Annotated in this window: 14 protein-coding genes; 12 read left to right on the top strand and 2 right to left on the bottom strand. The window is 44.6% G+C overall.

The genetic code is table 11. The annotated features are described in order from the left end of the window. Nucleotides 1-526: 526 nt before the first annotated feature. Nucleotides 527-2,620 (bottom strand): methyl-accepting chemotaxis protein, encoded by a 2,094-nt coding sequence (locus tag ACTTJ8_RS03170; protein ID WP_442715081.1) that lies wholly within the window; start codon nucleotides 2,618-2,620, stop codon nucleotides 527-529. Between the two features lie 732 nt (nucleotides 2,621-3,352). Between ACTTJ8_RS03170 and ACTTJ8_RS03175 the strand changes: the two genes are divergently transcribed. From ACTTJ8_RS03175 to ACTTJ8_RS03190, 4 genes are all read left to right on the top strand, one after another. Further along, nucleotides 3,353-5,752 (top strand): asparaginase domain-containing protein, encoded by a 2,400-nt coding sequence (locus tag ACTTJ8_RS03175; RefSeq protein ID WP_442720288.1) that lies wholly within the window; start codon nucleotides 3,353-3,355, stop codon nucleotides 5,750-5,752. Nucleotides 5,753-5,770: 18 nt separating this feature from the next. After that, nucleotides 5,771-6,169, top strand: coding sequence for a GrdX family protein (locus ACTTJ8_RS03180; protein ID WP_442720289.1), 399 nt, complete (start codon nucleotides 5,771-5,773; stop codon nucleotides 6,167-6,169). Between the two features lie 107 nt (nucleotides 6,170-6,276). Next, complete coding sequence (locus ACTTJ8_RS03185; protein ID WP_442720290.1) at nucleotides 6,277-6,912, top strand: HEAT repeat domain-containing protein; 636 nt, start codon at nucleotides 6,277-6,279, stop codon at nucleotides 6,910-6,912. A 260-nt stretch (nucleotides 6,913-7,172) separates the two neighbouring features. Next, nucleotides 7,173-7,385: a hypothetical protein gene (locus ACTTJ8_RS03190; RefSeq protein ID WP_442715077.1), complete on the top strand. Its 213-nt coding sequence runs from the start codon at nucleotides 7,173-7,175 to the stop codon at nucleotides 7,383-7,385. Between the two features lie 648 nt (nucleotides 7,386-8,033). On the opposite strand, the gene ACTTJ8_RS03195 is transcribed toward ACTTJ8_RS03190, so the two are convergent. Further along, the gene (locus ACTTJ8_RS03195) at nucleotides 8,034-9,149 is read right to left on the bottom strand and encodes an ABC transporter ATP-binding protein (protein WP_442715076.1); all 1,116 of its coding nucleotides are present in this window, start codon (nucleotides 9,147-9,149) and stop codon (nucleotides 8,034-8,036) included. A 418-nt stretch (nucleotides 9,150-9,567) separates the two neighbouring features. Here ACTTJ8_RS03195 and ACTTJ8_RS03200 point away from each other — a divergent pair, with 418 nt between their 5' ends. The 8 genes from ACTTJ8_RS03200 to ACTTJ8_RS03235 all read left to right on the top strand — a co-directional run bounded on the left by ACTTJ8_RS03200 (nucleotide 9,568) and on the right by ACTTJ8_RS03235 (nucleotide 19,243). Then, nucleotides 9,568-10,776: an acetyl-CoA C-acetyltransferase gene (locus tag ACTTJ8_RS03200; RefSeq protein ID WP_442718661.1), complete on the top strand. Its 1,209-nt coding sequence runs from the start codon at nucleotides 9,568-9,570 to the stop codon at nucleotides 10,774-10,776. 130 nt (nucleotides 10,777-10,906) lie between these two features. Then, entirely contained in the window at nucleotides 10,907-12,076 is a 1,170-nt protein-coding gene (locus ACTTJ8_RS03205; protein WP_442720291.1) for an acyl-CoA dehydrogenase family protein, read from the top strand. A gap of 303 nt (nucleotides 12,077-12,379) precedes the next feature. After that, nucleotides 12,380-13,159, top strand: coding sequence for an FAD-binding protein (locus ACTTJ8_RS03210; RefSeq protein WP_442720292.1), 780 nt, complete (start codon nucleotides 12,380-12,382; stop codon nucleotides 13,157-13,159). 66 nt (nucleotides 13,160-13,225) lie between these two features. Further along, the gene (locus ACTTJ8_RS03215; protein WP_442715072.1) at nucleotides 13,226-14,530 is read left to right on the top strand and encodes an FprA family A-type flavoprotein; all 1,305 of its coding nucleotides are present in this window, start codon (nucleotides 13,226-13,228) and stop codon (nucleotides 14,528-14,530) included. Nucleotides 14,531-15,155: 625 nt separating this feature from the next. Continuing rightward, on the top strand, nucleotides 15,156-15,995 hold the full coding sequence (locus tag ACTTJ8_RS03220) for a 3-hydroxyacyl-CoA dehydrogenase NAD-binding domain-containing protein (RefSeq protein WP_442715071.1): 840 nt from the start codon (nucleotides 15,156-15,158) through the stop codon (nucleotides 15,993-15,995). Nucleotides 15,996-16,013: 18 nt separating this feature from the next. Further along, complete coding sequence (locus ACTTJ8_RS03225; protein WP_442715070.1) at nucleotides 16,014-16,793, top strand: enoyl-CoA hydratase-related protein; 780 nt, start codon at nucleotides 16,014-16,016, stop codon at nucleotides 16,791-16,793. An 11-nt stretch (nucleotides 16,794-16,804) separates the two neighbouring features. Beyond that, nucleotides 16,805-18,151: a butyryl-CoA:acetate CoA-transferase gene (locus ACTTJ8_RS03230; protein WP_442720293.1), complete on the top strand. Its 1,347-nt coding sequence runs from the start codon at nucleotides 16,805-16,807 to the stop codon at nucleotides 18,149-18,151. Between the two features lie 264 nt (nucleotides 18,152-18,415). Further along, nucleotides 18,416-19,243, top strand: a complete 828-nt coding sequence (locus ACTTJ8_RS03235) for an EFR1 family ferrodoxin (RefSeq protein ID WP_442720294.1) — start codon at nucleotides 18,416-18,418, stop codon at nucleotides 19,241-19,243. Nucleotides 19,244-19,661 lie beyond the last annotated feature (418 nt).

Here is a 19,661-nt window from a genome sequence, read left to right on the forward strand (position 1 = left end):
GGCCAAAAACTTGTCTTTCACGCTATTTACTTGAATAGCTTAAAACTCATCGTACTTCCAAAGATACTTAATTATATCACAGGAAAAAGGAACCCGCAAGAAAAATATTAACCGTAGCGGAAAAAGGTGCAAAGTAAACACATTAGAGATTTATCATAATTAAAAGCGCCGCAAAGAAAGGAAAAATGAATTAAAATTATGCATTAAGTTTTTTGTCCTCTGCGTGAAAAAGACCGGTAATGAATGCATAGTTTTGACAGTGGGGATGTCTTATAAGTTGGTTACGTTTTTGAGTAAACGCAAAACTCTCTGCTGGTTAGTACGAGCGGCTTCCTTGTCGCTTTTGAAACTCAGTTAGCGTAAAAAGCTTCATCGTTCAGCTGACCCTTTCAGAACCATGCTTTGGAACCAGGGTGGGTTCTTAGGGCAGAACCCTAAGTCGTAGTTTTTCTTTGGATGGGAACGTAGAGGAACGCCTTTCTTTTTTTATCGAAAAAAAAGAAAGGCGTTCCTCTATCTATACCAATTAGACCTTAAACTTGCTTACCTCCTGTGCCAATGCCTCAATACTCCGTTTATTCTTTTGCGTAATCTCGTTGACTTCCTGTACGGCGTTGTTGATCTGCACCGCGCCGGAAGCCATCTCGTTCATGCTGTCAGTGATAACGCGGGTAAGACTGTCGAGCTTTTGCATCTCCGCTGCAACGCCTTCTCCGCCTTTCAACATTTCTTCCGAACCGGCTTGTACTTCCGTTGTTACCGTGTTGATGCTTTTAATCGCAATCAATACTTCCTTATTGCCGTTTTCCTGCTCCTGCATCGCTTCGGTAAGCCGGTTACTCATATCCTTAACCTGCTCGGCAAGGGTGAAGATTGCATTAAACTTTTCCTCTACTGTTTTGGAAGAAGCGGAAAGCGTTTCAATTTCTCCCGATAAGGTTTTCAGCGTTGCGGTGATGGTCTTGCCCTGCGTAGAAGACTCCTCCGCGAGTTTACGTATTTCGTCCGCAACAACGGCAAAGCCTTTCCCCGCTTCCCCTGCATGAGCAGCTTCGATAGCAGCATTCATCGCAAGCAAATTCGTTTGCGAAGCGATATGCTGAATAACGTTTGACGCTTCCATTAATGAGCCGGATTCTTCGGCAATCTTTTGCGTTACCGTATTTGAGGTAACAAGCGTGGCTTTGCCGTCGCCGGTAGCTGCGGTGAGTTCTTTCACGGCATCATCGGCTTTGTCGAGTGTCTGCCCGATAGAGGCAATATTCGCAACCATCTCCTCTACGGAAGAGGAAGACTGAGCGACACTTGCCGCCTGCGTTTCAATGCTGTTATTGAGCTGTTTAATGGTACGAACAATCTCTTCGATAGTAGCCGCTGTTTCAGTAACGCTTGCCGCTTGCGTCATCGCCTGCTGTTTTACCCCGTCGATGTTGGCGCTTATCTGATGCACAGCGCTGGCTGTTTCTGTCATATTGGAGGCAAGTTCATTTCCGATTTCTTCCATTGCGTCACTATTGACACCAACCTGCCTGATAGAAGATCCGATTTTTTCGAGTGTTTCATTGAAGTATTCAGCCATATCGGTAATTTCATCATTGCCATGTACCGGTAGACGGACCGTCAAATCCCCGTCTCCTTGTGCGATATTCTGCAACGCCGAAACCACCGTTTGGATCGGTTTAATGATAGTGCGGGCAACAAAATAGACGACAAGAACTGCCGCCAGTAAAATAACGGCGCCTATCAATGTCATAGATGTACGGAGTGTGCGTACTGTTCCCATAAATTCGTCGGAGGGAACCATAATTACGGCTGTCCAGCCAGTTGTTTTCATTGTTGCATACGACGCCAGATAGTTAAGTGATTGATACACGAATTTTCCCGTACCGGAATCTGATGAAGCGATAGCTTTGCTATCAAAGTCTGCAACGGTTTGAAGACTTGCATCCGTTTTAGCCGCTTCTATCGAGCTTCTCATATTTTCTACCCAATCGATCGCTTTATCAGCAATATCAACGCCTTTCTTCGATAAAACGTAGCAGTAGCCGGTTTCTCCTACGCGAATATCGTCTACACGGTTGGTAAGCCATAGCCCCGGAATGAGCGCAACTAAAGAAGCAATGTGATTGTTATTGTCGTCCATAACGGGAACGATGATGGCTTGAACCAGTTTATGTAGAACAGGCGACATGAACGGCTCTGCAAAATACCGCTGCCCACCGTTAGAGTCTTTGTACCATGCAAGATGAGAAATATTCGTTGATTTGCCGTCGCTGGTATAGAGTATGCCGTTTCTATCGGCGATGTTTAAGTCGAGAATTTCATCGTTAAAAGCAGCTTCTTTATCCAATAATCGGCTTTTTTCCGTATAGGACATTTCTGTATTGCGGAACGCCGGCATACGGGAGATACCTTCAAGAAACTGCCAAAATGCCATAACCCGTCCGTCAATAACCTCTGCAGTATCCTGCGCTTTATCGATAAGATGTGTTTCAATCTTTTCAATGACCGCTTTACGGGCAGTTTGAACTGCAAGGACAATCTCAACAAGCGATGCTGCAGCAATCAAAAGACTGAAAATGGTGATCAATTTGTAGCGAAGAGAAAAACGCTTTTTCATGGTAAACCTCCTTTCCTCCCCTATGACCTCTTCTTTCTTCAAAAGAATTGTTTAGGGGGTCTCTAAGAACTCCATGTTTTTCATAAGTTATTAACGTATTAAAACTTATGGAAAACTCGCCGGGCATCTCTAAAAATTATACCTAAGCTTTTAAAGATGCTCTATTCTGTATTTTTAGATTGACCAGTCTCAATCCATAAGACATCTATTGAAAAATATACGTCTGCGTATATAGGGAGTGTTATTTGGAAAACCCTATCGCTGGTATGAAATCGAAATAGAGGGCTTGGATTTGTTTGGTAACAAAAAGAAATTATCCGGTGTTAATATTTCTTCGTCTATTTATGGATATTTTGATACAATGAGGACTATTTTTATGAAGTGACAGCGCAAAGGTCTGTATATTTTTAAAAGATGCGGGGGGGGGGGGGGGGGGTGTTTTTCTTATCCATATAAATTCTACACCTCTTTTTTAATGAAATTGTAAGATTATTCGTATATTGAAGCATATATTTTGAGTTTTATTCAAATATAGCGCTTCCCGATTTTTTTGGTATTCGGACAAACAATTAAACAAAAGATTTTTCCGAATACCCTCAGTAATAATAATATCATAAAATTATAATTTGTAAACTATTATTTCCTGCAGAACAGGTAAAAAATGCTATCACCCTTTTCTGTTTTGGTGTATAATCGGTGCCTATTTACTAAAGGGTCTATAGGGAGGGCTTCTTGTATCAATCATTTGTGTTTCTTGAAATCCGTGTTTTAATTGTATCGGATGAAAAAGCATTCTGCTGCTGTAAAACCGGTACATCAGCTGAGTGTTGTCCGATTTGTATGCGGATGGATGGTATGCCCCCGGTACTGAAAAAACGTGCTGCCCAAGATGCCTATCGGCTTGCGCAGAGCCTCGGCTGTAAGCTTATTGAAACAACACCCTATGAATATCCGTCAGGTATGCCTGTTTTACCATCAGAATACCATTTATCCGGTGCATCCGTCAAAATTGCAGAACAGGGAGCGCTTGATATTGAATTTCATAAACATAGAAAGCAAATAGAAATTGTAGAAATACGCATTGAAGAGGATGCCGGGCGGCTTATTCACGCAGATGGAACAGCTTTTATGGATTACAGCACCGCCGGTATGCCGAGCATTAGAATCCGTACCGGTAATAATATAGAGCTCGGAGAAGAGGCAGAAATGTTTCTAACGGAGCTGAGCAGCCGTATGCGGTATATCGGTCTTTTAACCGATTCTGATACGAGCCACAAGATACGCTGCAATGCCTATACTGCATCAACCGAGATACCCGCTGTGCCGCAGCATTATGTCAAGCTGCGGAATCTTAACTCTTTTAATTTTGTGCGGAAAGCGGTGAACGAAGATCTGCGGCGGCAAGAAGAGTTGCTCAAACAAGGAGAAACGCTAACCTCGGAAAGCCGCATCTGGAATGCCCGGCTTGAACGCACGGAACCGTATCAAGCACGAGAGTTTATTGATTGCATACAAGTTGCCCCCGTAAAGGAAAAGTATTTTTATACAGCCCCTCAATCCCTCCTCCGGGCAGTGCTGAAAAATGCCCCCGAAAATCAGCATGCACGGAAGCTGCGTTATGTTCAATCCTTTGGACTATCCGTACCGGCTGCTAAAACTCTGTGTGGCGATGCTCAGCTGGCAGCATTTTTCGATTCTGTCGTAGCATTAGGGATAGACCCAAAGGCAGCTGCGAGAGGAATCCTCTCGGATATTGCGGTACTGTTAAAGCGGGAAAATAAAACGATTAGCAAAGTGCCGCTGCTGCCTGACCACTATGCGCAGCTTTTGAGTATTTTTCAAAAGGGAACAATCAATCATACGATACTCCGTAAATTGCTTTATAGAATAATTGTAGAGGATGCCGACCCTGCTGCAATACTTGCACAAGAAGAATGGACAAAAATATCCGATTATACTACCTTGCAGACACTGGTACGGGAAGCTCTCGCTCAATATCCCAAAGAGGCGGCACAGCTGAAAGCCGGAGCACTGAGGTATCTGGATATCCTATGCGGGGCTGTTATGAAAAAAACCGGCGGATTTGCGGATCAAGAGCTGGTAAAACACATCATAAAAGAAGAATTGCCGATCAATATCATCTACGTTATTGCTATGGGGAATCTTGCAACTGCTCTTACCGATAAGCCGGAGACTCAGCAGAATACGGAAAAAAGTTCCGCTTTTTCCAAATTGATAGAAACTGATAAAACGGAATGCCGTGTTTGTGTTGAACAGCTCCCTTCGGGCGGACTCTCGCGAGAAGTCTTAAATCCCGAATGCTGGGCACGGCTGATTCATACGATATGCGGTAAAATTGCCTCGGGAACAGCTCAAGGGCTGGTAGTGCTGTACGAAGCCGCGCACCTTGTGTATACCGCACCGCTTCTGTATTGGCTCTTTGCCGATTCTCCTATTCCGATTGTCCTCACGGCTTCTGTTGCTGTACCGGACACTGAGGGTATGCAGTGCACGCTCAATGAAGCAATCCGGCTTGCTGCACAAAAAGATCGCGGCATCTATGTTTTGAGTAATGGACTTGTGCTGTCTCCGCTCAATTTAAAGTACGAAAGTGGGAGCAGCAGTCGGCAAAGCAGCTTGACAAATTGGAATATGAAGCAGCCTCTTTTTCACGATGAAGGATTGCTGACCGATTATAAAGGAAGCGACCGGCTCGTTTTTGAAAGTCTTCTCAGCGAGGCTGCTGAGCGTATGTTTTTGATTAAAACCTACCCGGGGATACCGCAATCATACCTCCTTCCCCTTTTAAAAAATGATATCCATACCTTCTTTTTAGAATTGCACGAAAATGAACCGATGCCTGCAGAGGAATATCCTTCTTTTCTAAAAGAATTTTTGAAACGGGGCAAAAAACAGCAATGCCGATTTTATACTACTTTCCGGCAAGAGGGGGAGACCGGCTTTGTAGGAGAGAATCAAAAACATCCCGTGCATAACGGAGGCATAATTCCGATAGGGATGCTTACGGTAGAAACTGCGATAGCGCTCTACTATGCAGCTTCGCTTGTGTGTGATACAGAAGATGAACTGGACCATATTATGGAAACAGCGGCTTACTTTCAGCCGAGATAGAGATAAGGAGTATAGAACATGAAACTTGTTGTTATTACAAATAATCCTAAAACTGCCGAGTATATCCGCTCGCAGTATCCGCAGCAGGAGAGTGCCGGAGAAACAGTTTCTCCTATACTACTCGTCTTCTGCGAAACACGGGATGAGGTATATATGCAGGTTCGCGATTACATTCATCGGAACTGGAAATTGCAAAATCATGCTATGTATGGAAACATCCAGTTGCATAAACAGCCATACCGCAGTATGGTGTTATGTGAAGAAACTCAGTTGGATTCAGCATCATTGCTGCTGTGGGAGCAAGCAATGGAGCGGGTAAAACGGGGACGCATACCGGATTATTCGGAGCAAGTGCTGCAGGACTTCCAAGCGCTTGATTTTTCTCTTTTTAGCAGTATAATATATCCTTCTAATTGAGTAGATGAAAAATCCTAACTCCTGAGGGTTTTAGAGATTAAATCTGATGAGAAAACTTACGCTTCTGAACAGGTCTATTCTAGCATACAGCAAAATAGAGGAACAAAATGAATAGGAATATTGAACGGTTACAAGAAATTTCTACCACAGCACGTACTAATCCTGATAGTATTACGTCGACAGATATAAACTTTGTAACCAACAGTTTACAAAGTTCTAACGAAAAGGTTGTTGCGCAGGCATACGCAACGATGGGACATATCGGTATGAACCGTTCTGAACTTATTCGGCACTTAATCGACCGTGCTTTTTCCGCCTTAAAAGATAAGAATAGTGATATACGGGAGCAAGCGCTTTTAGCTCTCGGAAATACCGGCCGCCATAATATAACAATAGTATCAAACCAACTCGACAATATCCTTCAAATGCACTGTGATTCCGATCCTAAGGTACGAGGAGCTATGCTGGCTGCTTGTCAGAATATTGCCTGTACAAAGGCATCGGTTTTTCAGCCGTACATCGGCTTATTTGAGCGGCTGCTCGATGATCCTGACGAAGCCCTTGTACAGAAATATGCCCTGCAAATCTTCCGTACTATTGGAAAGTATGAGCCGGAAATAGTTGAACGGTCTTTAGTACTGTTAAAAGACAAACTGCAGAAAGCGTCGCCGGTGACAAAAGATCAAACAATTGAAGCAATCCGAACCATCGAAACCTTTTTACGCCGAACCCCTTCCGTATAAGCTCTGCCGGATTGGTACGCCGCTATTTCTTCTTGCATAGGCGGGGCGCTGCATGAAATGACCTTTTTACAGAACATACCGCAATGTATGCAATTTTTTTAGGACTTCTTGGTAAAGCTCTTGTTTCCTATGCCGAAACTATAAGGGAGCGTTACAACAGCTCAGTGCATTACGTTGTTTTGCTGTACGGTGTAACACGGTTGGCAGCTTAATACAAACGCACTGATCGAGAACGTTTATTAAGATTATGGAGGTCACTTATGAAATTGTATTCAATAAAAAGTAATCCCGGAGATGTTTCGTATTTTTCAATTCTCAATGAAACAGACAAAGGCTATTTCATCCGTATTTGCCATGATAAAGAAGGCTATGAAAAAATCAGTGAAGAATTTTTAGATAACGATATGTTTGCTCTGTGCTTACGCACCGGTTATATCAGCGAAGTTTCTGAAGTTTCCCACGTTGTTGCTTAAAATTTTGCGTTTCTAAGATTATCTATCATGAAAAATGTACTTCCGTGTACATTCCTCCGGCATGCATCCGTGTATGCCGGAAGCAGTCTGCTTTTAAGTGATTGACCCGGAGGTATAGCCGCACAGCCTGTCAAGCAAATGCTTCAGCGGGCTTTTTCCCGAGCCGGTCGTATCTAAAATTGCCGCAGTCTGTCCTTCCTTAGTTTTTTCACCGTAATGTCATGTCTTTTATGAATATAAAACAGCTGTTCCGGGGGTTCCCCTCACTCCATTCGGGTCGCTACGTCCGCTGTTCCGCTTCCGCTCCATTCCTTCACTTCGTTCCGGAACGCCTTCGGCGCAGCTTCCATCGCTAACCCTAGGGCTCCGCAGCGTTTTACAGCAGCGCATGAGACCGTCACAATGCTAAAAATGTTGATTTTCCGCATTGCCTCATACCTCAAATGATTCGCAGTCATGCTAGCATGGCAGCAGATTTTAAATAATCTGCCGGCTCTATTCCATACGGTTTCTTTAAAACAAAAGCCCCTCACAGCACTCACGCTAGAGTATTAGAAAGAGGTTAAAGGCAGCCTTTTATTATATGCTCAGGCTGCCGGATATCCCGACTGGCTGCGCCGCGGGATATTCATACCAATAGCGCTCTACTTATTGCTTTTTCACGTCTTCACAGATATTGGCTTCGGTTTCGTTATCAAAGAAGCGAGCCTTTTCCATATTCGGTACAAAGTGCAGTGAGTCGCCGATATTTGCATCGACAGCATTAAAGGTGCGGGCAATAACCTGCTGGTTATTAGAAGTCAAATAGAGGTGGGTTTCTGCACCAAGCGGCTCTTTGACAGTAATCTTCAACCGCATACTATTCTTTGCATTGTCATCTGCCGGCACAAGCTGCAAATCTTCCGGACGAATGCCGAAGAAAACATTTTTACCGGCATATTTGCGTAATCGTTGCTGCTGCTCTTCTGTAGGCTGCAAGACAAAGGTACCTTCATCAACGATAATACCTCCGTCTTTTTCAACAACCTTCACGCTTAAGAAGTTCATGGGCGGTGATCCAATAAAGCCTGCAACAAATTTATTAATGGGGTGATTGTAAAGATAGAGCGGAGAGCCGATCTGCTGCACCTTTCCGTCTTTCATAACAACAATCTTATCGCCCATCGTCATTGCTTCAACTTGGTCGTGGGTAACATAAATCATCGTTGCCTTTAAGCGGTTATGCAGGTCAGAAATTTCCGCACGCATCTGAACACGGAGCTTAGCATCAAGGTTGGAAAGCGGCTCGTCAAATAAGAATACCTTGGGGTTACGGACAATAGCACGTCCTACCGCAACACGCTGGCGCTGACCGCCGGAAAGGGCTTTAGGCTTCCGGTCAAGGAGTTTTTCTATATCAAGGATGCGTGCCGCTTCGTGTACACGGCGCTCAATTTCTTGCTTATCAACCTTGCGGATTTTTAAGCCGAATGCCATATTATCATACACGGTCATGTGCGGATAGAGCGCGTAGTTCTGGAAAACCATCGCAATATTCCGGTCTTTCGGCGGAACATCGTTCATACGCTCTCCATCAATATATAAATCACCTTCGCTGATTTCTTCCAAACCGGCAACCATACGGAGCGTAGTAGACTTACCGCATCCGGAAGGACCGACGAATACTACAAATTCTTGGTCTTCAATAGTGATATTGGCGTTTTCTACCGCACGGACACCGCCATCGTATATCTTGCCGATACCTTTTAGTTCAACTTTTGCCATAAAGGCCTCCTAAAATTATCCTATACTAAAAAGTATACATTCAAATACAGCATCTGTCAAATACAAAAATCATTGATGTTATGTAAAGTAAAATCATCTGGTTAAGATCATTTTTCCAAGCTGCGTAATCGTCTTGAAAATAATTTTAGGAATAATTCCGAATTTTTAGTTGACAAACCTTTTGAACCTGCCTTACAATAAAGTATTGGATACCGCTCGAACTATACGCAGAGAGCGGGTCTCCATAAAAAAGAATAATAGTGGAAATTTTTCTGGTATGATGCTCTCAGCCGTGCTATGATGTGTGATAGGGCTTAGAAAGAGAGCGTAAGAAAGCTTGAGTAAAACTGTTGAAGGCGTATGTCTTTTATGCGTTTATTGCAGCGGCTCTTATTTCTGAGCGTAAGGAGGTCAAAAAATGACAGGATCAAAAGCGTTTATCGTCAGTGCAAAGCGCACTGCTATTGGTAAGTTTCTCGGCGGATTATCTGCTGTACAGCCCAAGGAGATGGGCGCGGCAGTGGTGAAAGCCTTGTTGGAAGATGCAAAGGTAAAGCCCGATCAGGTTTCAGAGCTGATCTGCGGAAACGTGCTTGGTGCAGGGTTGGGGCAAAATATCGGACGGACTATTTTGTTGGAAGCCGGTATTCCTGAAACAGTGTGCGCACACTCCGTAAATATGGTGTGCGGTTCAGGCTTGCGCACGGTGATGGAAGCGGTGATGTCTATTCAGTCCGGTTTTAACGAAATCGTAGTGGCAGGCGGGGTAGAGTCCATGTCTATGGCTCCGTATCTTGTGCCGGCAAATACCCGCAGCGGTAACAAAATGGGTAACTGGCAGGCGGTAGACCACATGATCTATGATGCTTTAACCGATGCACGGGCAAATATTCACATGGGTATCACCGCGGAAAATATCGCCGCCCGCTTCGGCATTACCAGGGAAGAGCAGGATGCCTTCGCCTTTGCATCCCAGCAAAAAGCGATTGCAGCAATCGATGCCGGTAAGTTTAAAAATGAGATTGTACCGGTTGTTATTCACGGCAAAAAAGAAGATATTGTCTTTGATACCGATGAATTCCCCAACCGCACCACCAGCCTCGAAAAATTGGCAAAGCTCCGTCCTGCATTCAAAAATGATGGTACGGTAACCGCCGGCAATGCTTCCGGTATTAACGACGGTGCATCGTTTGTTCTTATCGCAAGCGAAGCAGCGGTTGCAAAATATAACTTAAAGCCGATTGCAGAAATTATCGGTATAGGGCAGGGCGGTGTAGATCCGCTGGTTATGGGCTTAGGACCGGTACCGGCAATCCGCAATGCACTGAAATCCGCATCGATTAAACTTTCCGATGTGGAACTGGTAGAGCTGAACGAAGCCTTTGCTGCACAGTCTCTCGGAGTTGTGCACGAATTGGTAGCAGAGCATGGAGTAAACCGCGATGAATTACTCAAGTGCACGAATGTCAACGGCGGAGCAATCGCACTCGGTCACCCGGTTGGGGCTTCCGGTAACCGTATCTTGGTAACCTTGCTCCATGAAATGATCCGGGCAGATAAAAAAATCGGACTTGCATCCTTGTGTATCGGCGGCGGTCAGGGAACAGCCGTTATCGTAAAACGCTAGGGGTAGCCGAGGATGGCAAAAACGCTCTCGGTTTTGAGCCGTCCCCAGGTTTTCTACCATATAAAGGGGTATCTTCTAAAACTCACTGTGTGTTTAGATATCCCAAATGAATAATGTCAGGAGGTATATAATGTTATTCAAGACAACTGAAGCACATGAAGCCTTGCGCAAGCAGGTACGTGAATGGGCAGAGAAAGAAGTGAAACCGATCGTGCTCGAAAAAGACCGCGGTTCTGTTGAAGATGCGTGGATGGAAGAGCAGGTAAAACAAATGGGCGCTCATGGCTGGATGGGTATTCCTTATGCAAAAGAATACGGCGGTGCAGGGCTTGATGTTATGAGCTATGCGATTGTTGTAGAAGAACTCTCCCGCGTAGACGGCGGTATCGGTGTTATCTGTTCCGCGCATACATCCCTTGGCTCGTATCCGATTGCAGAATTCGGTACGGAAGCACAAAAGCAGAAATATTTGATTCCGCTTGCAAAGGGCGAGAAGATCGGTGCGTTCGGTCTTACAGAACCGAATGCAGGAAGTGATGCCGGCGGTACAGAAACCGAATATATTGACGATGGTTCCAACTATATTCTGAACGGTTCAAAAATATTCATTACCAATGCACCTAAGGCGGATACCTACGTTGTGTTTGCTGCAAATCCCGATGTTCCCGGAACCAAGGGAATCAGTGCATTTATCGTAGAAAAAGGCGATGCAGGCTTCGAGTTCGGCGAACACTATGACAAACTCGGTATTCGTACTTCTGCAACTGCAGAGCTGATTTTCAATGAAGTAACACTGCCGCATGACCGCTTGCTCGGTAAGGAAGGCGAAGGATTCAAGATTGCTATGAAAACCCTCGACGGCGGGCGTATCGGTATTGCAAGTCAGGCGCTCGGTATTGCCCAAGGCGCTTATGAAGAAGCGGTAAAATATGCCCGCAGCCGTGAACAGTTCGGAAAACCGATCGGAGCACAGCAGAATCTGGCATTTAAACTTGCCGATATGCTGACAAAGATTGAAGCAGCCCGGCTTTTGATCTACAAAGCAGCAGAAAAGAAAGAGCACCATGAAGACTATGGTCTCGATTCCGCTATTGCAAAGCTCTATGCTTCCGATATCGCACTGGAAGTGGTGAATGCAGCATTGCAGATCCATGGCGGTTCAGGCTTTATTAAGGGTATGCCGGTTGAAAAGATGTACCGTGATGCAAAGATCACCACCATCTACGAAGGCACCAATGAAATCCAGCGCCTCGTTATTGCATCTAAGATACTGGGTAAACTAGGAAAGGCAAACCGCTAGTTAGGAATCTGTAGAAGCGGAAGTCTTTAGAGATTCGCACGTGTTGTGTGTATTGCAGCACCGTTTCCATGATGTGCTGCATTAACGGCATTTGGACTGTCTCAAAAGTTGCTAACTTTTAAGACAGCCTTGAGCGCTTTACAGCGGAAACTTGAACAAATTGTTTGTTCGGGTTTCCGTTTTGCTGCGGGTGTACTGCCGGATATCCGGTAGATATACCTGTCAGCGAGTGGGTACCCCTAAAAGCTAGCCGAGTTTTTAGAGATGCCCTAATATGAATTTGAGAAATGAGAGGAGTATGAAATGGCAGTAGCTCGATTAAAAGGTGATCCGAAAATTGGTATTACCGGAATGCGCAAACGTATCTTTCCTGACGGTGATACGATGAAAGAAAAGGTTCATAAACTGGTTCAGCAGTTGGTTGAGGTTGAACGTTTCAAGTTTTACAAAGATGTGGATATCAATTCGGTTATGGCAATGGCTCCCATCGGTGTTTCCGGCGGTCGCGGTGTAAAAGACAAGGAAACATGGCATTTAATAGAAGATTTAGCAAAAGCTGCCGGTGCCTCAATCGGTTCATCACGTCCCGCAGCAGAAACCTTAAAGTATGTTCCCGTGCAGCGGTATGTCGGTATGTCCGGCCAGAAGTTTAAAGGAAATCTCTATTTTGCAATCGGTATTTCCGGAGCTATTCAGCACTTAAAAGGTATCAAGGATGCCTCGCGTATCATCGCCATCAATAAAAGCAAAAAAGCTCCGATTTTTTCTCATTGCGACTACGGTATTGTCGGGGATTTGGAAGAAGTTATCCCTCTGTTGATTGAAGAATTAAATGCTGTTGCAAAAGAAGAGCTGACTTTCCCCTATCCGAAAATTAAGAAAGCTCCTGTGCCGCGTCCGTCCCGGATCGGGTCGCAGTATGTTTGTTTGGGCTGCGGTTATAAGTATGTGCCGGAAGAAGGAAATAAGGATGCTGATATTCCGCCGGAAACTTTGTTCGAGCATCTTGACCCTGAATTTACCTGCCCCGACTGCGGTGAAGCAAAAGACCGCTTTATCAAGCTGACATTCCGCAACAATTAACAGTCGAATACTGTTACGGAATATACCGCGTAAAAGCAGCTTGTTTACTATTTTAAGGAGTTTATTATGTACAGTGTACGTGAAGTTACAAAAGATGTATGGTGGGTCGGCGGACACGATCACCGTTTAACATTGTTTGAAAATATGCACCCGATACCCCTCGGAGTGAGCTATAATGCGTATCTTCTTTTTGATAAGAAGAGTACCATCCTTTTTGATACGGCAGAATGGACATCCTGCCCGCAGCTGATGGAAAACATCACTTATCTGCTGGAAAAATACGGACGCGATAAGGTCGATTACCTTGTTGTAAACCACATGGAATGCGATCACTCTTCCTCTGTTACCACTGTGTTGGATAAGTGGGCGCCGACGATCATTTCGACTGAAAAGGGCTTTATGCTGATGCGTCAGTTCGCTTATGATCCAGATAACTACAAAACGGATACCGTCAAAGAAGGGGATACCCGCACATTTGAAGATCACACTATCGCCTTTGTTGAAGCGCCGATGGTGCACTGGCCGGAAGTTATGGTTACCCTTGATGTAACCAACGGAGTGCTCTTCTCTGCAGATGCCTTCGGTTCCTTTATCGCGCTTGACGGTAAGCTCTTTGCAAAAGAAGTAAACTATCCGCGCGACTGGATGGATGAAGCACGCCGCTATCTGACGAATATCGTCGGTAAGTATGGTCCGGAAGTTATGCACTTGGTAGGTAAGGTACTCAAGCTCGATCTCTTGCCTAAGATTAAGTATATCTGTTCGCTGCACGGTTTGGTATGGGAGGCAGATAACTTCCCCTACATCCTTGACAAATATCTGCACTGGGCAACCTATACGCCGGAAGAAAAAGGTGTGTTACTGGTGTACGGCTCCATTTATGGAAATACGGAATCAGCGGCTTTTGCACTTGCTTCAAAACTTGCTGAAAAAGGCATGACGAACGTTTCAGTGTACGATGCATCAAGTACCCATGTGTCGTATCTTATTTCCGAAGCATTCAAGTTCAGCCATATTATCATTTGTTCTCCGACATACAACTTGAATATTTTCCCGCCGGTACACGAGTTCTTGGATCACATGCGGCTCTTGAACTTACAGAATAGGAAGATTGCTATTGTAGAAAATGGTTCATGGGCAGTACGGTCGGGCGATCTTATTCAGGAATTCATTGAAAAGAACATGGATGATATGGAAATTATCAATGAACGTATTACTATCGCTTCAACAATGAGTCCGGACAAGGGGTATGAACTTGATTCTATGGCTCAAGCTGTTATTGATTCTATCAATGCAACGGATATTTCCTTACCAGAAGGTGTTCCGCAGCTTGATGTTTCCGGTATTCATTTCGCACGGGAACGGCGGTAATCCGCACTGAGCTGCTAAACGATATTATAAAGCAGCCGCACTAAAAGTATTTGGGAAATACCCTAAAATCTAACCGAATTTTGAGAGATACCCTTTACTGCGGCTGCTTTCTTTTAGTGTAAAATTTTAAATTAACAACCCCGATCAGTGCATCGGGGGAGGTAAATCTTCCGCATGAATATAAGATTGTGTACTATTTTTCTTAGCTGAATGAGGCTTTATCTTCGGTATATTTTGTGTTATGCTAAATGGGTATGAAGGAGAGCTTCTTAACAGCACAAGTGGTGCGGCAGAGGCTTTACTTCGTATGTATCGGCGTTGCCGGAAAACGTTATCCAAAAAGAATCTGAGGAAAACCTCTAAAAACTGATTCGCGATCCGCTTGAGCGGATATGATAAATAAACCTGTTCGGAAACTTACGTTGCCGAACAGGTTACCATGAAATGCGATGTTTTCAATCGTGCTATTTGTGCGATTGAGAACTCGTCGACCTATTCGAAAACGCAGTTATCGAATGGGTTTAATCATTTCCTTACAGAACAAGCCAATAGGCTTGAGGTTTTTAGAGGTTCCCACAAGCAATTTTGAATAACACATATAAAAAGGCTCATAAGGAGTTTTCGTATGAACAAAATTGGTGTTGTAGGCGCAGGCACAATGGGGCAAGGAATTGCTACAGCGTTTGCCGCAAGCGGATATCAGGTTACTGTTTGCGATGTAAAAATTGAGTGGGCACAGTCGGGCATCGATAAGATTGCTGCGAATTACGATAAATTAGCGAGTAAGGGAAAAATTACCGCTGATTTTGCCGATTCTGTCAAAAGTCATTTAAAAACAGGCGAGTATAAAGATTTAGCAGATTGCGATGTTGTCATCGAAGCAATATTAGAAACCAGCGAGGCAAAGAAAAAACTGTTTACCGAGCTGGATGGCATTTGCAAAGAAGCAACAATCTTTGCAACCAATACCTCTTCGTTATCAATAACGGAGATTGCAAAAGGTATTAAACACCATGTTATCGGTATGCACTTCTTTAATCCTGCAGACCGCATGAAGCTGGTAGAAATTATTTCGGGTATTAACACACCGGCACAGGTAAAAGATGCGATTATCGAGTTGGCAAAGAGCTTGAACAAAACACCGGTAGAAGTACAGGAAGGACCGGGATTCGTTGTCAACAGAATCCTTATTCCGATGATTAACGAGGCTGCTTGTATTTTACAGGAAGGAATTGCTTCTGCAGCGGATATTGATACCGCTATGCAGCTTGGCGCAAATCACCCGATGGGACCTTTGGCACTCGGCGATTTAATCGGATTGGATGTTGTATTGGCAATTATGGATGTATTGTACCGCGAAACCGGCGACAGTAAATACCGCTGCTGTACGCTTATCCGTAAGATGGTGCGGGGCGGGCTGCTTGGTCGTAAAACCGGCAAGGGTTTCTACGATTATTCAAAATAAACAGTGGGGAGAATACAGATGAGTACAGTTTTAGTTCAAATAAACGATCATATTGCAACGGTTACCATTAACAAGCCCGAGGTTTTAAATGCGCTCAGCACGGCAGTACTGGCGGATCTTAATAAAGCCTTGGACGAAGTTGAAAAGGTAGAGAATATTTATGCGGTTATTCTTACCGGAGCGGGTGGAAAAAGCTTTGTTGCCGGAGCGGATATTTCAGAGATGAAAGATATGGATGCAAAACAAGCTGCTCAGTATGCAGAATTTGCGGACAAAATATTTTTCCGTATAGAAGACTTCCATTGCCCGGTCATTGCTGCCGTCAATGGTTTTGCTTTGGGCGGCGGCTGTGAACTTGCAATGGCATGCGATATCCGTATTGCCTCGGAAACAGCCCGCTTTGCACAGCCTGAAGCAGGCTTGGGTATTACGCCCGGTTTCGGCGGTACACAGCGGCTTGCACGGCTTATCGGTGCAGGGCGCGCCAAAGAGCTTATCTATACGGGTCGTCATGTCAAGGCAGACGAGGCGTTCTCAATCGGGCTTGTCAATAAGGTGACAAAGCCGGAGGATTTGATGGCGGAAACGGTCGCTATGGCGCAAGTTATTTGCCAAAAAGCACCCTTTGCGATAAAAAAAGCAAAAGCAGCCATCAATAGAGGATTGCAGGTAAGTATTGATAAGGCGGTTGCTGTTGAAACGGAAGAATTTGCTCAATGTTTTGCAACGGAAGACCAAAAAATGGGAATGAACGCTTTTGTTAAAAAGGAAAAAGTAGAAAAATTTTATAACCGATAAGGAGTTTCTCGATGGACTATACCGCATTATATAAACAAAAACTGACCTCAGCTGAAAAAGCTGCACAGGTTGTAAAGTCGGGTGATTGGGTTGACTTCGGCTGGGGAAACTCTACCTCTGCTGCTTTTGATAAAGCGATCGCCGCCCGCTTGCCTGAACTTGAAGGTGTAAACTTCCGCGGCGGAGTTGTTTTGCGGCAACTGGAAATTTTTAAGATTGAAAATCCTGCTGCACATCTTACGTGGAATTCTTGGCATATGTCTGGCTATGAGCGCAAAACGATCGCTGCCGGGTTCGGCTACTATGCGCCGCTCCGGTATTCGGAATTACCTCGCTGGTACTACGAAAATATCAAACACTTGAATGTTTCTATCTTCCAGACAACTCCGATGGATAGTGAAGGCTTTTTCAACTTCGGTCTGAATGCTTCTCACTTAAAAGCGGCAACCGACTGTGCCGACATCGTTATTGTTGAAGTCAATAAGAATATGCCGTACGCTGTAAACGGTGTCGATGATAAGATTCATATTTCCAAGGTTGATATGATTATCGAAGGCGATAACCCGCCCATAGATCAGCTTGTGGATAAGGGTGAACCTACTGATGTCGATAAGGCGGTAGCAAAGCTTATTATCGAAGAAATTCCGAACGGCGCGTGCTTACAGCTCGGTATTGGCGGCATGCCCAACACGCTAGGTGCAATGATTGCCAAGTCTGATCTTAAAGACCTTGGCGTACATACAGAGATGTATGTTGATGCTTTTGTCGATATTGCGCAGGCTGGAAAAATAACCGGGGCTAGAAAGTCAATCGACACTGGTAGACAGGTGTACGCATTTGCTGCAGGAACCAAAAAGCTCTACGACTACGTGCATAATAACCCGGCATGTATGGGCGCTCCGGTGTCCTATACCAATGATGCACGGGTAATTGCTCAGATTGACAACTTTATGTCGATCAATAATGCAGTTGATATTGATCTGTTCGGGCAAGTAAATTCCGAAACATCGGGAACTAAGCATATCTCCGGTGCAGGCGGACAGCTTGACTTTGTGTTGGGGGCATATCTTTCTAAGGGAGGAAAGAGCTTTATCTGCTGTTCTTCAACCTTCAAAGATAAAGACGGTACGCTGATATCCCGTATTCGCCCAACCTTAGCAAACGGTTCCGTTGTTACCGACACCCGTACCAATGTCCACTGGTTTGTAACCGAGTACGGTAAGGTCAACCTCAAAGGGTTGTCTACCTGGCAACGAGCCGAAGCCTTGATTTCTGTAGCGCATCCTGATTTCCGGGATCAGCTTATCGCAGAGGCGGAAAAACTCCATATTTGGACACGGAGCAACAAGCGCTCATAGACTTTTCGGCATTTACCGTACAAGAGCAATACAAAACGTCGTCTCCCGCAGTTTTGCGGTGCGTTATATTGTGTCAAATTAATAATAAACCCGTTCGAAAATGCAGTTGTCGAGCAGGTTTGATCTAAACAATGCCGATGGTATGCCTCCTACTGAGTATCGGCAGCCGGATGTGCTTTTGCACATCCGGTCTTTTTTTAAATGAAGGCATGTAAAATAAAAGCCGTACACAGGGCACTACTTTTATTTTTATGGGAGAAGAGTATGCAAAAAATTAAAAAAATCACACTTGTTTTTTTCAGTCCAACCGGTAATACAAAAGCGATGGTTGAGGCTGTCGGCAACCGCTTAGCGGAAAAGCTTGGACTTCCGGTTGAACAAGACGATTTCACTCTGCCTGCTGCCCATACCGCAGTAAGAACCTATAGTGCAGAGGATTTGGTAGTGTTCGGTGTGCCGACGTATGCAGGGCGTATACCGAATAAGGTGCTGCCCTTTGTGCAAACCTTATTTAAAGGCAACAGAGCGCAGGCTGCAGCAGTTGTTACTTTCGGCAACCGCAGTTTTGACAATTCTTTAAGCGAACTGCATGATGAATTGGAAAAAAACGGATTTTCGGTATTGGGAGCAGCAGCAGTGGTTTGTCACCATGCCTTTGCCGAAGTAGGGATTGACCGCCCGAATACTGCAGATATGGAGGCTCTTGCTGCGTTTACCGATTCCGTTGCAGAAAAACTCCAGATAGAAACCGGATTGCTGCAGAGCAGTATAACAGTCCGGCGGAATGAAGCGCTTACCGCGTATTATGTTCCGCTGGGGCTGGATGGAAAGCCGGTTAACTTCTTAAAAGCAAAACCTGCTACCGATACGGAAAAATGCGACAACTGCGGTGTATGCGCTGCCCGTTGCCCGATGGCGGCAATCGATAAAAATGATGTTACTTCAGTACCGGGAACCTGTATTAAGTGTCAGGCATGCGTGTTCCATTGCCATACAAATGCAAAATATTTTGATAACGAGCTTTTTCTTTCACATAAAGCGATGCTGGAACAGAACTACACACGCCCTGCCGTTTCTGAGTTTTTTGTGTGAATAGACCTATTCGATAACTGCGTTTTCGAATAGGTCGACGAGTTCTAAATCGCACAAATGGAACCCTAAAATGCAACAGTTTCCAAAATTGATATTTTGTTCACCTGTTGCATTTTGAGGAAAGTTTATTTTCAGCCGCTAAAATAGCGCGGCTGAAAAACACGTCGAGTTTGCTCACCCGCAAACTCGCTTATTAACGTATGCGCGTTCCGCGCACCAATGCAACAGTCTTCAGAAACTGATATTTCTGAAGACTGTTGCATTTTAAGGAAAGTTTATTTTCAGCCGCTAAAATAGCGCGGCTGAAAAACACGTCGAGTTTGCTCACCCGCAAACTCGCTTATTAACGTATGCGCGTTCCGCGCACCAATGCAACAGTCTTCAGAAACTGATATTTCTGAAGACTGTTGCATTTTAA

The organism is Treponema sp. (assembly GCF_052169735.1).
GTDB lineage: Bacteria > Spirochaetota > Spirochaetia > Treponematales > Treponemataceae > Treponema.